The sequence below is a fragment of the Flavihumibacter sp. CACIAM 22H1 genome, from assembly GCF_001601815.1.
In the GTDB taxonomy this organism is placed as follows: Bacteria; Bacteroidota; Bacteroidia; order Chitinophagales; family Chitinophagaceae; genus Flavihumibacter.
The window spans coordinates 1,762-18,279 of the sequence record NZ_LUKG01000059.1; the positions used below are offsets into that span (position 1 = coordinate 1,762).

Genomic DNA, 16,518 nt, shown 5'->3' on the forward strand with positions numbered 1-16,518 from the left:
TTCATTTATATACTTGAAGTTCCTATTTTGATGTTTCGGTATTTTTTTGGAAGACTATCTTCTACAAATGAAATAACAAAATCAATGGCATTTGGTTTTCCTAAAAATCTGTTGAAATTAATTTGCCTCGCACCCAAAATGCTTCTAAAGCAGCCTTATTTCTATAAAATTTTATAAATTATATAGCTTTCTTGCTTTTTATTTCTGTATACATACCTGCCAGCAATAACATAGCCAGCAAAATGGTACTTACAGTAGTAATTGTCTTACTCAACGCAACCGCCTTGGGTTCAAAACGAAATTCAATGGAGTGCTGACCCGCCGGAATGGCTAATCCCCGCAGCAAATAATTTGTTTTTACATGCGGTACCAGTTTGCCATCTATGTATGCATTCCAGCCTTTATCGTAAAAAATTTCACTGAAGACCGCAAATTGTGGCGTTGATGCACTGGATTTATAGCTAACCAGGTCATTTTTATTCTCCAGCCAGGTAATACTTGCCGCTGAATCAGCTACCGGCGCACCACCCGCCGCTGCACGAAACTTCTCCTGCACCACTGCAACCTTTAACAGGTCGGTACTGTCTAAGGCCTTCATTTCCGCATCCCCATCCGGCACATACATGATTTCCTTAACCAGCCAAACCGGGCCAAAAGCAGCGGGATTCTGTTGTGCCACCGGTTTGCCGTCTGCCGGATTCTGCATGATAAAATAACGCGTGTTCAGCATATTATACACCTGCATATTACCCTTGCTTAACTGGTGCTCTATCAGATCCTGGTACAATCCAAGTTTAGCCGGACTGTAACCGCCTATTGAATTGTGGAAATAGGAAGCCCGCGCTGATTCAAATGGATTGCCCCCTGTGGAACGGTCAAAAACACGGTAAGGATAACGGGTATCCTGCTTAATCTGCAAGTCTGCCGGGGTAGCCTGTAACCCGTTTTCAAATTCCTCCGGTTCTACAAAATTCCGGCTACTTAAGTAACGCCGGCCTACTGATAAGATATCAAAGGATGACAAACATAAAATACCTATTAATACCAATTGCGTGCTTAACTTATCTTTTGCGTAGTAATACAATAACCCAATACTTAAGCCTATTAATACCAGTGCACGAATCAGATCTTTGCCGTATAAAGATTGGCGGTCGTCCTCCAAAGCACGGATAACCGTTTGTGCAAAACTTTGGGCCTGTTGCTGCATTTCTGGCCCTTGCTGTTGTCCACCTGCCATCATGCCGGCCAGCTGCTCTTTCAAATACGCATCCGATCCGGAAGAATAGTCGGCCATAAAATAAAAACCAATAAATAATACCAGTACCAACGCCAGTGCCATACCGGCAGATTTGAATTTCTTCCAGTTTATCTGACCCGCCTCTTTTTCTTCCAGGAACTGCTGTAATCCTAATGCCGCCAGCAACGGAAAACATAGCTGTGGAATAACCATTGCAATAGTGGGCGCCCTGAATTTGTTATATAAAGGCAGGTAATCAAATAGAAAATAGTTAATGCTGGAAAAGTTTTTTCCCCATGCCAATACCGTTCCAATGATGATTGCTGCAACCAACCATCCCTTATGCCATGACTGCACATAAAACAATCCCAGTATAAACAAAGCACAGATAATGGCACCGAAATAAACCGGGCCAGAGGTACTTGGCTGTTCTCCCCAATAGGTATTTCCAATTTGCTGAGACAGCTCATTGGCCTGCTCTTCCGACATGCCGGTTTTCTCTTGCAAAACTTCGGCAACTTTTGAGTTTTCACCAATTTCAGAAGCTGCTTCACCGGCAATAACCGTTCTAGAACTTCCTCCATAGATGGATGGCACCATAAAGGTTAGCGTTTCCCCAATGCCATAACTCCAGCCGAATGCATAATCCTTATCCAAGCCGCCCTTGGTTCGGTTAGAAGCATCTTTACCCATTGTAATTTCTGATCTGCCACCCCGCATGGTTTCTTTGGAATAGTCTTGCAGCGGGTACCAACTGATTGCATAACTGGCAATACCCAGCGCAGCGGATACAATAGCCACTCCAAACCCGGTAAATACAGGCTTTAATTCCTTTTTTCGAATTGAACTTACCAGGTAAGCAATACTGATACAAGCCATTATGATGGCTGTATAATAAACCATTTGAATATGCTGCGTACTGGTCTGCAAACCAAAAAACAGGGCAAGCAAACCCGCTCCAAGCAAATATTTCCTTTGAAAAATGAGTAAAATTGAGGCAATAACTGCTGGCATATATGCAATGGCCCACATTTTAGTATTATGTCCAACTGCAATAATTACCGGGTCATAGGTTGACCAGGCGAATGCAATAGCGGCCATAGCAGCAATCAACGGCTTTAAGCGGAAAACAATACCGAGAAAATAAAAACTGATGCAGGCCAGAAAAAAGAAGCCAATGGGTACCGGCATCCAAAGTGTAAGGATATTCTGGAGGTAAATTGTTTGGATAACTGTACCCTCAAAGGCAATTGCAAAAGCCGGCATACCGCCAAACATGCTGTTTGTCCAGAGGGGGAAATAACCGAATTTTTCCTTGAATTCAAAAGATTGCTGCGCCATCCCGAGCCAGCCCAGGGTATCATGTTGATCTAATACCTTTCCTGTAAGAGCAGGCTGACAATAAATAATAGATACTAACAGGAACGCCAGTATTGCGTAAATATGCGGAGCGGCTTTTTTGAACCAGGCTGAATTCATATGAAGAAATCAATTTTGAGCCGGCAAAATAAGACATATTTTCAGAACCATTTACGTGCTCCCACAGCTTTCAGGTAGTTCATAACGTCGGCGCCAACCGGTGTTCGTTTAATACTTAGCGGAATGCGCATAATTTTTCGCAGACTGGAAAAGAAAAACCGAAGGTTAAAGCCAGATTTTTTCAGGTAAAACCCAGCCCATAAACAGGCTGTTGTTACAAAATAAAAGGAGGGAAGATATTTCCAGGCCACTTTTGACTTATTAACCCACATCATAGATAGCTGAACCGGGCGGGGTGTTCTGCCCAGGGGCGATTCTTTGTGAAAAAGCTCTGCACTTCCATCGTAGCCAATACAATACCCCCTGGCAAGTAGGCGATAGCTCAGATCATATTCTTCCATGCCATAAAAGAAATCAGTGGGGTATTCGCCAGCTGCATTCCAGGCTTCCCGGAGCAATACATGGGCACATCCTACATAATACGAGGTTAAAAACCGGGGCATATGCTGGTAGTGCTCAAAATCCTTATGAGGAAATGCAGTAACCTGCAATTCCCGGTTATCAAAATAGCGGACTTTCACGCCTAATGCTCCCAAAGGCCGATGCTCCATAAAGGAATGCTTAGTAGCAATGCTCAACTTGGATAAAAACTCCGGGTCTTCGATGACCACATCATCGTCCAGAAACAACATCCACTTACCCGAACTATGCGGTACCGCATAGTTCCGCCCGCCCGCTACCCCCAGATTGCCGGGCGCCAGCAAATATTCAACCGGCAAATCTGACCTCGATGCCAGGTAGGACTCCACCACCGTATAAGGTTCCGTAGAAGCATTATTAACTAATATTATTTCCTTTAAGTAAAGAGCCCGATGATTTAATCGTGCAATACTATCCAACAAATCCAGGGTATCGCCCGGACGGTTATAGCTAATAATTATAATACTGAATTCTGCCATCTGTTGGCAAATTAAACTGATTTTTGTCGTATGGCTTTTACCCAACTGAATAAATTAACCTTGCTCACTAACCTGGCTTTTCTGCTTTCACTGATCATGCGGTATTACCCCGTCTTACAGGGCACTATAACCGAATCTACCATCCTGATAACCGGCTTATTGCTTTCCGTACTATTGAACCTGGTATGGTTGTGCAGCCTGCTGTACCGGCTATTGGTCAAAAAAATACCACCCGGTAAACAGATCATCACGATCCTGAACGGATTGATTATTTTAGTTCAAGTATACCTTTTGCTCTCCGGCATAACCCACCTAACCGAATTCGACTATGATCCATCAGATTATTAAGGATAAATCAACCCGCTTATTTATAATTTTAGCCGGATTTTTTATTGCCAATGCCGTAATAGCAGAAATAATTGGCGTCAAAATCTTTTCGCTCGAAGGTACCCTGGGACTGGAACCGGCTAATTTTACGCTGCTGGGAGAATCGGGTCTTGCTTTTGACCTCTCCGTCGGCGTACTGCCCTGGCCGGTTGTTTTCATTATGACAGATATTATTAATGAATATTACGGCGTCCGTGGGGTACGTTTTCTTTCGGTGCTAACAGCCGGACTGATTGCCTTTGCTTTTTTTGTTTTTTATTTCGCTATTGCAATGGCCCCTGCCGGGTGGTGGCAGTCCTCTCAAACCGCAAATGGCGTACCCGATATGCAGGCGGCTTACCGTCAAATACTTGGACAGGGAATGAATATTATCATTGCTTCCCTTACCGCCTTTCTGATTGGACAGCTGACCGATGCCACTGTATTTCGGCAAATCAAAAAAATTACGGGCGAAAAACAAATATGGATGCGTGCTACGGTTTCGACACTTTTTTCACAACTAGTTGATACAGTTGTAGTTTCATATATTTATCTCTATTTTTCGCTGGGCTTTAGTTTTCCGCGGGTTACGGCTATTGCCATGGTCGGCTATACCTATAAATTTGTAATTGCCCTATTATGTACACCGCTTATTTACCTGATTCATTACCTGATAGAGCGTTACCTGGGCACCGAAAAAGCAGCTGCCATGAAGCAATCGGCGCTTGGAATGCAAAATCTACGTTAAAGCAATCCTTTCCTTTAAACGGTCAATAAAATTGATGGTCTATTGAAGTACATTGGTTAACCTAAAGCTTCAATTATGCGCCAGCTTTACTCTATTGCCAGTCTTCTGTTTGCCCTGGTTCTTTTTACCACTCAGGCAACAGCACAATCCTGGCCCGCCAGCTTTTCTTTATCAGGCGGCGATCGCCTGAAAATGTATGAGCCCCAGCCTTCGTCCTATACCCCTGGAGAACTGGTTTTTCAGTCTGCCATCGCCTATTATAAGAACGGGGCAGAGGAGCCGGTTTTTGGAACAATTTGGGCCAAGGCCTACACGCAGGAGCAGAGCTCTTATGAGCGCATCATGCGGATGAATATTACCGGCATTAAATTTCCGGCTGAAATTGATGCATCCAGTTCCGGCGTCATCTCCCGTTCATTGGAACTGGCTGTAGAAGAACAACAGGTGCTTATTGGCAGGGACCAGTTAAAGAAAAACCTCGACCTGCAACAACAAAAAGAAAAATTAGCGGGCGGTTTAAATAATCAACCACCCAAAATCATTTATCGCAGCAAGCCAAGCCTGATGGTGGTGGTAGACGGAAATCCGATCTGGCAAAAAAATGAAAACTGGGGCGTTGAAGCCGTTGTGAATACACCCAATACTATTGTCCGTTACACCGATGGAAAAATTTATGTGTATGGGGGCGATCATTGGTACGTAAGTAATAGCCTGGATCAGCCGTTTAGTTATACCGCTAATCCTCCTGCAGGGCTTAACCGCATTGCTACCGACATAAAATCAGCCACAGCAAAGAACGAACAGGAAGATTCCAATAAAGAGTTTGACAATGGTTTTGATGATGATTTCGCAGGCCCGGTATCGGAAGTAATAGTAAGTCGTGAGCCGGCCGAATTAATCCAAAGCAGGGGAGAGGCCAGCTTCACTCCAATTGCTTCCACCAACCTGCTGTATGTGGAGAACTCCCCCAACGACCTGTTTATGGATGTACGTTCTCAGCAATATTTCGTGCTGCTTTCCGGTAGGTGGTATCGGTCCTCTTCGCTGAAAGGAAGCTGGATGTATATTCCTTCGGAGCAATTGCCGGCTGATTTTGCCAGTATTCCGGCAGGGTCTACGAAGGACAATGTACTAGCCAGCGTGGCCGGAACGCCCGCTGCCAACAATGCCCTGATGGATGCCCAATTACCCCAAACTGCCCGTGTAGACCGCAATACAGCTACGGCATCAGTAGAATACGACGGCGATCCTGAATTCCAGTCGATCGACGGTACTAAAATGGATTATGCCGTTAACACCTCTTCTACAGTTATCCGGTATAAAAGGAAGTATTACCTGGTGGATAACGGGGTTTGGTTTCAGTCTGGTTCTCCATTAGGCCCCTGGAAAGCAAGTACTGACCGGCCGGATGAGGTTGATCTGATTCCTGCAACAAATCCCGTATACCCGGTAAAATATGTCTATATCTATGACGTGAGTCCCGACTATATTTACATGGGTTATACCCCCGGATATCTTAATACATATGTATATGGTCCAACCGTAGTATACGGAACAGGTTATTATTATCGCCCCTGGCACCGGCATTATTACTACCCCCGCCCATATACCTGGGGTTTTAACATGCATTATACTCCCTGGTACGGTTGGTCGGTTGGGTTCCGGTATAGCCCGGGTTGGTTCAATATAGGCGTTGGTTATCGTCCCTGGAATTATTGGTACGGCGGCTGGTGGGGCCCATCTGTGTACCGCCCTGCCTATTGCGCTCCCAGGTACCGGCACTACGGGTATTATGGATATAGGAACAATACATTTATTGTAAACAACAATTATTACGGAAACAATTATCGCAATTACCGCTATAACAATGTTTACCATTCAAGACCGGCAATTACCAGCAGAGATACCCGCCGCTACTACAATAATGGATATACGAATAATTATAATAACAGGAATAATAATAACCGTCCCTCTAACCCCGGCACCAGACCCAACAGAGATTATTATGGCTCTAACCGTGACCGGCAATACAATAATTCACAAAGAGGACCTGCTTACAACCGCGAAAACAGAACAGACCGCAGTTACCGCCCGGGTACTTCCAGGCCCAGTACTGAGCAACGCTACGAACGCCGGGAACGCCCGCAGATTTCGAGGGAACAGCAGCCTAACCGCCGCCCGGAAATCAGACGGGAAGCGCCTCCATCCAGGCCATCGGGCAATGCAGGAGGGCAACGAAACGGCGGACAAAGAGGGGGAGGAGGTCTTTCACGACCTGAAAGAAGAGGCAACTAAACGTCCTTACCCATAATATAATCATCCATGACAAACCCATTGCCAATATCAAGTTTTACTTCCGTTTCGATCTCAAATCCCATGGAAGTATAAAACCGTACAGCATTGTTTTGTTTGTTCACATTCAGAACCAGGTGCGCGCCCTCATGGGTGCGCACTTCTTCTTCCACCATATCCAGCAAGGCTCTGCCAATTCCTTTACCATGCATTTCAGGGAGAACATATAATTTATGTAGTTTCCAGGTGGCTGCTTCCTGCTTACCATAGGAAGCAAAGCCAACCTCCTGCTGGTCAATTTCTGCCATTATAAAACGGATGCCTTCTTTTTTCATTTGACGCTCCAGTACATCCGGACTATACATCAGCGTCAGCATATATGCTATCTGCTCGTCGGTTATAATACTGCTGTATACCCTGGGCCAGATCTGGTGTGCCAGGTATCCGATGGTTGGAATATCATGCTCGTCTGCACTTCTGATTACTAATGCTTCACTCATACACGATCGGGAAATGGGGTGGTTTGTTTAGTATGGACGCCCTCGCGGGAAATTTGTTGATGCAATTTAATGGCTTGCCAGGAAAGTTTTACAGCTACCAGGTAAGATAATACAGCAGACCCGAATAATAAGCCCGTTGAAATATGGCTGGTGATGCTGCTATCTTGTTGTACCAGCAGAAACAGGTCGTATAATCCATGAAAAAACGTGGCCAGCAATAGTCCACGGATTTTAAGTCCCCATTCTTTGGTTTTACCCACAAATCTTGCCAGTCCGAAATAATACCCCATCAATACGCCAAAAGTTGCATGGGCTGGTACAGACAATACCATGCGAAGCAGGCCCGTTTGCCATCCGTACTGGAAAACATAAAATATGTTTTCAATAGTGGCGAAACCCATGGCTACCATAACGCCATATACGATTCCATCAAATGGTTCATTGAAAAAAGGCCGGCGGTAGGCATACCAGCGCACCATACTCCATTTTGCCAGTTCTTCTGTGAAAGCAACCACTATAAAAGAGAGTAGTCCATAATATACCCAGCCTTCTTTCGGCAGCAATTCTCCTAAAACCGCCGTGCCTCCAAGTTCCAGAACAATTACGGGCACAATGGCCAGTATGCCTAGTAAAAAGGAAAACAAGAGGGCTCTGAGTGGTTCTTTCTCAAACTTATCGGCCGAATAAATAAACCACATGATTGCGATACCCGGTGCCAGGGCTAATGCCAACAATTCCATATATGGGGTTTGCTGCGCTGAAATTAGTGAATTAATATTGAGAAAGATTTTCGCTCCATGCGCATCATTTTTATTTTTTTATCGCTTTTCTGCTTTACTGACCTCCTGTCTCAACAATTTGGGGGGCATCCTCCTGCACAACGATGGAAGCTGCTAAAAACGCCGGAGGCCTTTGTACTATTTCCCAAAGGATGGGATTCCACAGCCAGAAGAGTTGCAGGGCTGATGCGAGAAATTCGATGGGCAACGGATTCTTCAGCTACAAAATTAACCAAACCAGTTCCCATTCTTTTACAACACCAAACAACCATTTCCAATGGATATGTAGCCCTGGCACCCTTGCGGAGTGAATGGTATATGACGGCACCGCTTAACAGTTTTGATTTGGGCAGCTTACCCTGGCCCGATCAATTGGGGCTTCATGAACAACGCCATATGCAGCAATACCAACGGTTTAACAGGGGAGGAGCGCGGTTTTTCAGATGGATATTAGGAGAACAGGGACAAGCATTGGCAAACGCGCTGACAATTCCGGACTGGTTTTTTGAAGGGGATGCAGTTTACCAGGAAACCCTGCTGAGCAGGCAGGGCAGGGGGCGGATGCCGTCTTTTTATAACGGTTACCGGTCTGTGTGGGAAGCAGGGAAAAATTATTCCTACCAGAAATTAAGAAATGGTTCCTATCGAGATTATGTTCCCAATCATTACCAACTCGGCTATTTGCTGGTTAAACAGGGCGAAGAACGCTATGGCCCTCTTTTTTGGAAAAAAGTCAGCGCCGATGCAGCAGCCATGAAAGGACTGTTTTACCCCTTTCAAAAAGCTGTCAAAAAGCATAGTGGGGCGTCTTTTTCGACGTTTCGGAACGCAGCCATTGCCAGCAGCAGGGAGCTGCTGATTGATTCCATTGTTTTTGCAGGCAAAGAACCTACTGTTACCGATGAGGAAAACCCTGTGTATACAGAAAACGGCAGCTTGCTCTTCGTACGTTCAGGATACCGCCAAATACCCGCATTCTACGAAAAAAATACAGCTGGGCATGAGCGGTTAGTAAGAGTAAAAGACCGGTCACTCGATAATTATTTTTCCTATGCAAAGGGCAAATTGGTGTATGCCGCTTTTCAGCCGGCGCCACGCTGGAGCTGGAAAGATTATTCCACCCTGCAGCTGTTGGATCTAAAAACAGGAAAACAGCAAACCATTACCCGAAAAACAAAATATTTCCATCCAACGCTCTCACCCTCGGGAGACACTATATTGACAGTGGAATTGGATGCTTCCGGGCAATCGAGGCTGCATCTTTTGAAGCCTGATGGCAAACTGCTGCAGGAAATAAAAAATGATTCGAATTATATCTATTCTTTCCCCGCTTTTTACGGTAAACAGGTATTAACTGCCAGTAGAAATAAGCGGGGTGACATGTGTATTCATCGCATAGACCCGGTAACCGGTGAACATGTTGCGCTAGTACCCTGGACCAATCACCTGATTGGCTATCCTAAAGCGCTGGGTGATAGCATAATTTTTACCCTATCCTGGAACGGATTGGACAAGACCATGGTTTTGTACAATGGGCTGCTAGCTTCGCAGGCCGATACACTAGCCCGAAAAACCGGCCAGTATCAACCCGTTGTTTTTAAGAACGAAATTACTACTATGGTATTTACTGCCATGGGTTATAAACTCCATACAGCCCCCCTTCAATTTGTACATTGGGCACCCGCAGAACAGGTTTTGCAAACCCCGTTATTTCCGCAAAAAAATGAACTCAATCCCGCTCCGCTGGATAATCTGCTGGCAACCATACCGCCCGTTGCAGATTCGGTTAAACCATGGGCACAAACCAGGCAGTTGTTCAAATTTCACAGCTGGACGCCCTGGTTCCAAGAGCCTGAACTAAGCATAACAGCGTATTCCCAAAACCTCTTAAACAGTTTTCAGAGCCAGCTAACCTTTACCTATAACCGAAACGAACGCTTTAAAAAAATTGGTTTTAGTACTGTTTACGGAGGCCTTTTCCCCTATCTACGAGCCGGGGCAGAATACAGCTTCGACCGATCCGGTCTTTTTCGAAATAAGCTTATTCGCTGGAATGAACTGGAACTACAGGGGGGGCTCCAGCTTCCGCTTAACTTAAGTAAAGGAAGGCAAATTAGTTTTTTAAACACTTCGGCAGACTGGGTATTTAATCAACCCTATTTTCGGCAGCCGGAAAAGGATACGCTGGGCAACCTCGCATTTAGTTACCTCAACTACCAGTTGCAATACAGCATTCAATCTCAACAGGCAAAGCAACATATTAATCCAAGGTGGGCCACTGCAATGCGGTTTCAGTGGAGGTCGGCCATCAATCGGTATTCCTCCCGGCAATGGTTAGGGGCCGTAAATCAGTATCTGCCGGGTGTTTCCATCAATCACAGCCTGGTACTCGGGGCAGCATTTGGAGGCCGGGACAGTTTACCCGGTTTTCGATTCAGTAACAACTTTCCGTTTGCCAGAGGATTTGAAACCGTTAACACGTATCGAATGCAACGAATAGGGCTAACCTATCATTTACCCCTTGCTTATCCGGATATAGGACTTGGAAATATCATCTACCTGCTACGAATCAGGGCAGCAGGTTTTTTTGACTGGGGACAAGCAAAAGAACAGCGGATCTTTAAAACCACCCGTTGGGTGGATTTCAGGTCGACCGGGCTGGAATTAAACTTCGACACCCGTTGGTGGAACCAGTTGCCGGTAAGTTTTGGTATTCGCTATGCCTATTTACTTGATCCGGACAGGATGGGGGGAATCGGCTCCCATCGCTGGCAGTTTATTTTGCCGGTCAACCTCATCCCTTCCGGTGCTGCCCGCCTGCAGGCTCCCAGACAGCTTCATTTTTAAGTATATTAGCCAGGTTATTCTTTCTCCTGAACAGAATAGATGCGACTATGAAAAAAATACTGCCGATTGTCTTTCTCGCTCTCGTATTCATAACCTGGAAAGCAGCCGACAACAGCACCCAAACTGCCTGGATCCGTATCAACCAGATGGGCTATCTTCCCAAGGGAAGCAAGGTGGCCGTTTGGGCAGCTACAACCGATAAAAAATTGTACAGCTTCCAGGTGGTAAGCGCTGTAAGCGGAAAAAAGAAATTACAATTAAAAGCGGGCAAGGCATTTGGGGAATACGGACCGTTTAAACAGAGTTACCGGCTTGATTTTAGTGCGCTGCAGGAACCAGGCAGATATTACCTGGAAGCGGATGGAATACGGTCTCCTGAATTTTCAATAGCTGATACTGTTTACCGGGGAGCCGCTGATTTCTGTTTACGGTATATGCGACAGCAACGATCTGGCTTCAACCCCTTCCTCCAGGATAGTTGCCATACAAGAGACGGTTATACCCTCTATGGCCCAATGCCCGACAGCACTTATGTAGATGTGGTAGGGGGCTGGCACGATGCCAGTGATTACCTGCAATATTCCACTACCTCAGCCAACGCTACCTATCATTTATTGATGGCTTACCGCGATTTTCCAAAGGTATTTAAAGATGAAAAGTTAGCAAACGGAGAGGATGGCAATAATAACCTGCCAGATGTACTAGATGAAGCAAAATGGGCCTCGATTGGCTATTGGAAAATGCACCCGAAAGCCGACTGGATGTTTAACCAGATCGCCGATGATAGAGATCATATCTCGATGCGACTTCCACGGCTGGATAGCCAATATGGGAGAGGGCATGAACGGCCTGTTTATTTTATTACCGGACAACCCCAGCAAAGAGGAAAGTTTTTAAATAATACAACAGGTACCTCTTCTACCGCAGCGAAATTTTCCAGTGCTTTTTCCCTTGGTGCGCGGTTGTTTACCCAAGCGGATGCCAGCTATAGTAAACAGCTTCAAAAGAAAGCAATAAGCGCCTATGCGTTTGCAGAAATCAAACCAGGCGTAACACAGACGGCCTCGGTAAAAGCACCCTATATCTACGCAGAAGACAATTGGGTTGATGATATGGAGCTGGCTGCCGCAGAACTGGGCAACACCGACATTGCTTATTCCTTTGCCCTCCGTGAAAAAATCACACCCTGGCTCGGAAAAGATACCGCTAATCATTACCAGTGGTATCCTTTTATTAATCTGGGACATTTTGAATTGGCTAAACGAGTAACCGGGTCACCCAAAGACAGCATTCTGGCCTTTTATAAGCAGGGTATTGAAGCAGTTTGGCAAAAGGCCCGTACCAATGCTTTTTACAGAGGAGTTCCCTTTATCTGGTGTAGTAATAACCTTACTACCTCTTTTGCCATCCAGTGTATCTGGTACCAGGAACTTACGGGTGATAAACATTATGAGCAGCTAGCCCAGGCCAATATCGACTGGCTCTTTGGACTTAATCCCTGGGGAACATCCATGGTATACGGCCTTCCATCCTGGGGCGATACACCGGTTGATCCACATTCCTCATTTACCCATTTGAATCAATACCCGATAGATGGTGGACTGGTAGATGGCCCGGTATATGGATCTATCTATGGCAACCTGATCGGTATTCAACTCTTCAACCCCGATGAATATGCAGGTTTTCAGAGCGGACTGGTAGTGTACCATGATGATTATGGCGATTATTCTACCAATGAACCAACCATGGACGGAACTGCTTCTCTAATTTACCTGTTGGCAGCACTGGAAAGCCAATTCCGGTTTGATAAAAAATAGACCGGCGGTTCCGTTAAAAGCTCGCCGTATGTACAACATGCTGATGCGGTTTATGCACCCAATGGTTTAACTGCCGGTTTAATAACGCCGACCCGCTGCCCACCAGGGCACCTGCCAGTACATCACTGGGATAGTGAACCCCCAGGTACATCCTTGAATAAGCTACTGTAGACGCCCATCCAAAAGCAGGAACGGCAACATACCATTTCGGGTACTCCAGGTACAAAGCGGTTGCTGTAGCAAATGCCTGTGAAGTATGGCCCGATGGAAAGGAAGGACTTCCGCCTGCACCCGCCTTGGGAATGTCGGAAGGATAATCCTGGAAAGGCCGGCTTCGGTTAACGGAAAATTTAACGGCGGCCGTAATGCCTGTAGAAATAATGATGGATTTGCTAATATTCCAGGCAGCCCGTTTCATGTTTTTATCGTTGCCAATTTGTCCGCCAATAAACAATCCGGCTGGTATGCCCAGGCTTACCCAATTCGTAGAATTAGAGATAAACTGGTTAAACTCTAGCGGTTCATGTTTCCGGTGTTCGGCCATTTCGACCAGGGTGCTTTTATCAAAAGCAGGTGCCTGTGCATATCCTCCCAGTTGCCAGAGCAGACTGAGTGAAAACAGGCTTAGGGTGCGCAAGGGTAGTTTCATATGTACAAACTACCAACTAAAAACTAAATATTAGTCTAAATTCGATAAACTGGCATTTATGATCGTTATTTTGGCAATAGCGTCCTCTCTTTTTTTCTTTTCCATTTCTACTACCTCGGGTTTTGCATGCTGAACAAAGCGTTCGTTGCTTAGTTTTTTATCACAACTGGCAACAAATCCGGTGAGGTATAACAGCTCCTTTTGCAGTTCGTCTTTCTGCATTCCTTTATCCACCGCTTTGTCGGAGCCGATATAAAACCGATCTTTCCCGATTACGGCTGCAATGGTGCCAGGCACCGCATCTGCCACATAACTAAGCGATGCGGCATTGACTTGTTTCAGTAAGATTGATTGGATGGTCGTATACAATTCGCTGTCAGCTGTTGTAAGCGCAAGTTGAATAATATCCTTTGGTTTAAGCTGGGCTTTATTACGCTGATCGCGAATGCCGGTAATAACCTGTTTTAGCAGTTCCCCTTGGGCCAGATAAGCAGCATCGGGTTGCCCTGATCCGGCCGGTTGCAGGCGATCAACCGGAATAAACTGGCGGATGCACAAATCGTCGCTTTCCGCCCGATCTGCCAGCAGGTGGTAAATTTCTTCGGTAAGAAAAGGCATGTAAGGATGCAGTAATTGTACCAACTCCTCGTAAAATGAAACCGCGTTTTGCAGGTTCCAGGCATTTACCGGTTCATCCTGCCCGGGTTTGATCCATTCCAGGTACCAACTACAATAATCGTCCCAGATCAGTGAATAAATAGTTTTGAGCGCTTCACTTAACCGGAACTGTTGCATCAACTGATCCACTTCCACCCGAACCTGGTTTAAACGGCTTCTGAACCAGGCATTCGGCCAGTTTAAGCTGGCAAAACCGGCCGCTTGTTTATCCGGATTAAACTGCTCCCTGCTTTTCCACATGGTAATAAGCTTGAGCGCATTCCACATCTTATTGGTGAAATTCCGACCCTGCTCAAGGGCGGCTTCATCAAAAAGCAGGTCGTTGCCCGCAGGTGAAGAAATCATTATTCCAAAGCGAACAGCATCTGCACCATATTTATCAATTAACTCGAGCAGGTCGGGAGAATTACCCAGGCTTTTGCTCATTTTTCTGCCCTGTTTATCCCGAACCATCCCGGTAAAATATACGTCGCGGAAAGGGATTTGCTTTTCATACTCCATGCCGGCCATTACCATCCTGGCTACCCAGAAAAAGATAATATCCTGCCCGGTTACCAGCACGGAAGTAGGATAATAATACCGGATTTCTTCATTACCCGGTTTTGTGATACCGTTGAAAACTTCCATCGGCCATAACCAGGAAGAAAACCAGGTGTCGAGTACATCCTCATCCTGCTTAAGCATATCAGCCGTAAAACTCAACGCCGAATTATTGGCAGATGCCTCGAAGGCAGCCATCGCATCTTTCCTGGTAGCAGCAACCTGGAAACTGCCATCCGGTGCGTACCAGGCCGGAATTTGTTGCCCCCACCATAACTGGCGACTGATACACCAATCCTTTACATTTTCTAGCCAGTATTTATAGGTGGCCAGAAATTTATCACCAGGATGGATCCGGATTTCTCCGCTAACCACAGCCGCTAATGCAGGTTCAGCCAATTCCTTCATGCGCACAAACCATTGTGTGGAAATTCTTGGTTCAACTACTGCACCCGAACGTTGGCTATACCCCAGGCGGGTGCTGTATTCTTCTTCTTTGATCAACTGCCCGTTTTCTTTCAAGGCGTCCACTACCAGCTTTCTTGCTTTGAACCGGTCTACGCCAACATGAATCTGTGCAGCCGCACTGAGTGTGCCGTCTTCATTCAGCGTATCCACAACGTCTAGCTGGTGCTTCAGACCCAGGTTATAATCGTTTATATCATGTGCAGGGGTAACTTTTAATGCACCTGTTCCAAAAGAAGGATCTACATATTCATCTTCGATGATAGGAATTCTCCGGTTAATAAGGGGTACATAGGCGAAAGCTCCTTTTAAATGCGTGTAGCGGGGGTCATTGGGGTTAACACAAATAGCCGTATCGCCCATAATAGTTTCCGGACGTTGTGTAGCAATGACGATTCCTTTTCCCGCGGCTGTTTCCAATGGTTGCCCATCTGCAGATTCCAGCCTGTAACAAACATGATAGAGCTTGCCCTGGATATCCTTGTATTCCACTTCCTCATCGCTCAGGGCGGTTTTAGCGGCAGGGTCCCAGTTGATCATCCGGGCTCCCCTGTAAATCAATCCTTTTTTATAGAGGTCAACAAAAACCTGGATCACCGCTTTATAATAGTGGTCGTCCATGGTAAAACTAACCCGGTTCCAGTCTACACTACAGCCAAGACGTTCAATCTGATTATAGATAATACCACCATATTTTTCTTTCCATTCGAAAGCATAGCCTAAAAATTCATCCCGGCTGAGGTCGGCCTTTTTAATTCCTTTTTCCTTTTCAAGCATCTGTACTACTTTGGCTTCCGTAGCAATGGAAGCATGGTCGCTGCCGGGAACCCAACAGGCATTAAAACCACTCATTCTTGCTTTTCGAACCAGGATATCCTGAACCGTTTCATTCAGCGTATGGCCCATATGCAAAACCCCGGTAACATTGGGGGGAGGAATAACCACGGTATAAGCCGGACGATGGTCGGGCCGACTGGTGAAATAGTTTTTTTTCTTCCATTCGCTTGTCCATTTTACTTCCGCTTCGGCGGGCTGAAAATTCTTCGTCAGTTCCATATAAATACCTGTGCTTTCGGTCAGGCCGGCAAAAATAAGAAAAGCTGGGCTAGCATCCTACTTCACATCCCGCGTCTGCTAATATTTTTAGTATCTTATTTTTCTT

The 16,518-nt window shown here is 45.8% G+C and carries 11 protein-coding genes; 5 read left to right on the forward strand and 6 right to left on the reverse strand.

Features of this window, described 5'->3' with window-relative positions; genetic code table 11:
• Positions 1-178: 178 nt before the first annotated feature.
• Both A1D16_RS14930 and A1D16_RS14935 read right to left on the reverse strand, forming a co-directional pair.
• Entirely contained in the window at positions 179-2,716 is a 2,538-nt protein-coding gene (locus A1D16_RS14930; protein WP_290710911.1) for a YfhO family protein, read from the reverse strand.
• Positions 2,717-2,757: 41 nt separating this feature from the next.
• The gene (locus A1D16_RS14935) at positions 2,758-3,675 is read right to left on the reverse strand and encodes a glycosyltransferase (RefSeq protein ID WP_290710913.1); all 918 of its coding nucleotides are present in this window, start codon (positions 3,673-3,675) and stop codon (positions 2,758-2,760) included.
• Positions 3,676-3,705: 30 nt separating this feature from the next.
• Here A1D16_RS14935 and A1D16_RS14940 point away from each other — a divergent pair, with 30 nt between their 5' ends.
• The 3 genes from A1D16_RS14940 to A1D16_RS14950 all read left to right on the forward strand — a co-directional run bounded on the left by A1D16_RS14940 (position 3,706) and on the right by A1D16_RS14950 (position 7,084).
• Complete coding sequence (locus A1D16_RS14940; protein WP_290710915.1) at positions 3,706-4,023, forward strand: hypothetical protein; 318 nt, start codon at positions 3,706-3,708, stop codon at positions 4,021-4,023.
• The gene (locus A1D16_RS14945) at positions 4,004-4,789 is read left to right on the forward strand and encodes a queuosine precursor transporter (protein WP_290710917.1); all 786 of its coding nucleotides are present in this window, start codon (positions 4,004-4,006) and stop codon (positions 4,787-4,789) included. Before A1D16_RS14940 ends, A1D16_RS14945 begins: the two co-directional genes overlap by 20 nt.
• Before the next feature lie 75 nt (positions 4,790-4,864).
• Entirely contained in the window at positions 4,865-7,084 is a 2,220-nt protein-coding gene (locus A1D16_RS14950) for a hypothetical protein (protein WP_290710919.1), read from the forward strand.
• Here the strand turns inward: A1D16_RS14950 and A1D16_RS14955 are convergent.
• On the reverse strand, positions 7,081-7,581 hold the full coding sequence (locus tag A1D16_RS14955) for a GNAT family N-acetyltransferase (protein ID WP_290710921.1): 501 nt from the start codon (positions 7,579-7,581) through the stop codon (positions 7,081-7,083). The two genes, A1D16_RS14950 and A1D16_RS14955, sit on opposite strands and share 4 nt — an antisense overlap.
• A complete protein-coding gene (locus A1D16_RS14960) occupies positions 7,578-8,321 on the reverse strand; it encodes a PrsW family glutamic-type intramembrane protease (protein ID WP_290710923.1) in 744 nt (247 codons plus the stop codon). Before A1D16_RS14960 ends, A1D16_RS14955 begins: the two co-directional genes overlap by 4 nt.
• A 57-nt stretch (positions 8,322-8,378) precedes the next feature.
• Here A1D16_RS14960 and A1D16_RS14965 point away from each other — a divergent pair, with 57 nt between their 5' ends.
• Positions 8,379-11,207 (forward strand): hypothetical protein, encoded by a 2,829-nt coding sequence (locus A1D16_RS14965; RefSeq protein ID WP_290710925.1) that lies wholly within the window; start codon positions 8,379-8,381, stop codon positions 11,205-11,207.
• A gap of 47 nt (positions 11,208-11,254) precedes the next feature.
• Positions 11,255-13,024 carry a glycoside hydrolase family 9 protein gene (locus tag A1D16_RS14970; protein ID WP_290710927.1) on the forward strand — a complete coding sequence of 590 codons (1,770 nt, stop codon included), beginning with the start codon at positions 11,255-11,257 and terminating at the stop codon, positions 13,022-13,024.
• Positions 13,025-13,037: 13 nt separating this feature from the next.
• Here A1D16_RS14970 and A1D16_RS14975 read toward each other — a convergent pair whose 3' ends face one another.
• Positions 13,038-13,673 (reverse strand): phosphatase PAP2 family protein, encoded by a 636-nt coding sequence (locus A1D16_RS14975; protein WP_290710929.1) that lies wholly within the window; start codon positions 13,671-13,673, stop codon positions 13,038-13,040.
• Positions 13,674-13,703: 30 nt separating this feature from the next.
• Positions 13,704-16,412 carry a valine--tRNA ligase gene (locus tag A1D16_RS14980; protein ID WP_290710931.1) on the reverse strand — a complete coding sequence of 903 codons (2,709 nt, stop codon included), beginning with the start codon at positions 16,410-16,412 and terminating at the stop codon, positions 13,704-13,706.
• Positions 16,413-16,518 lie beyond the last annotated feature (106 nt).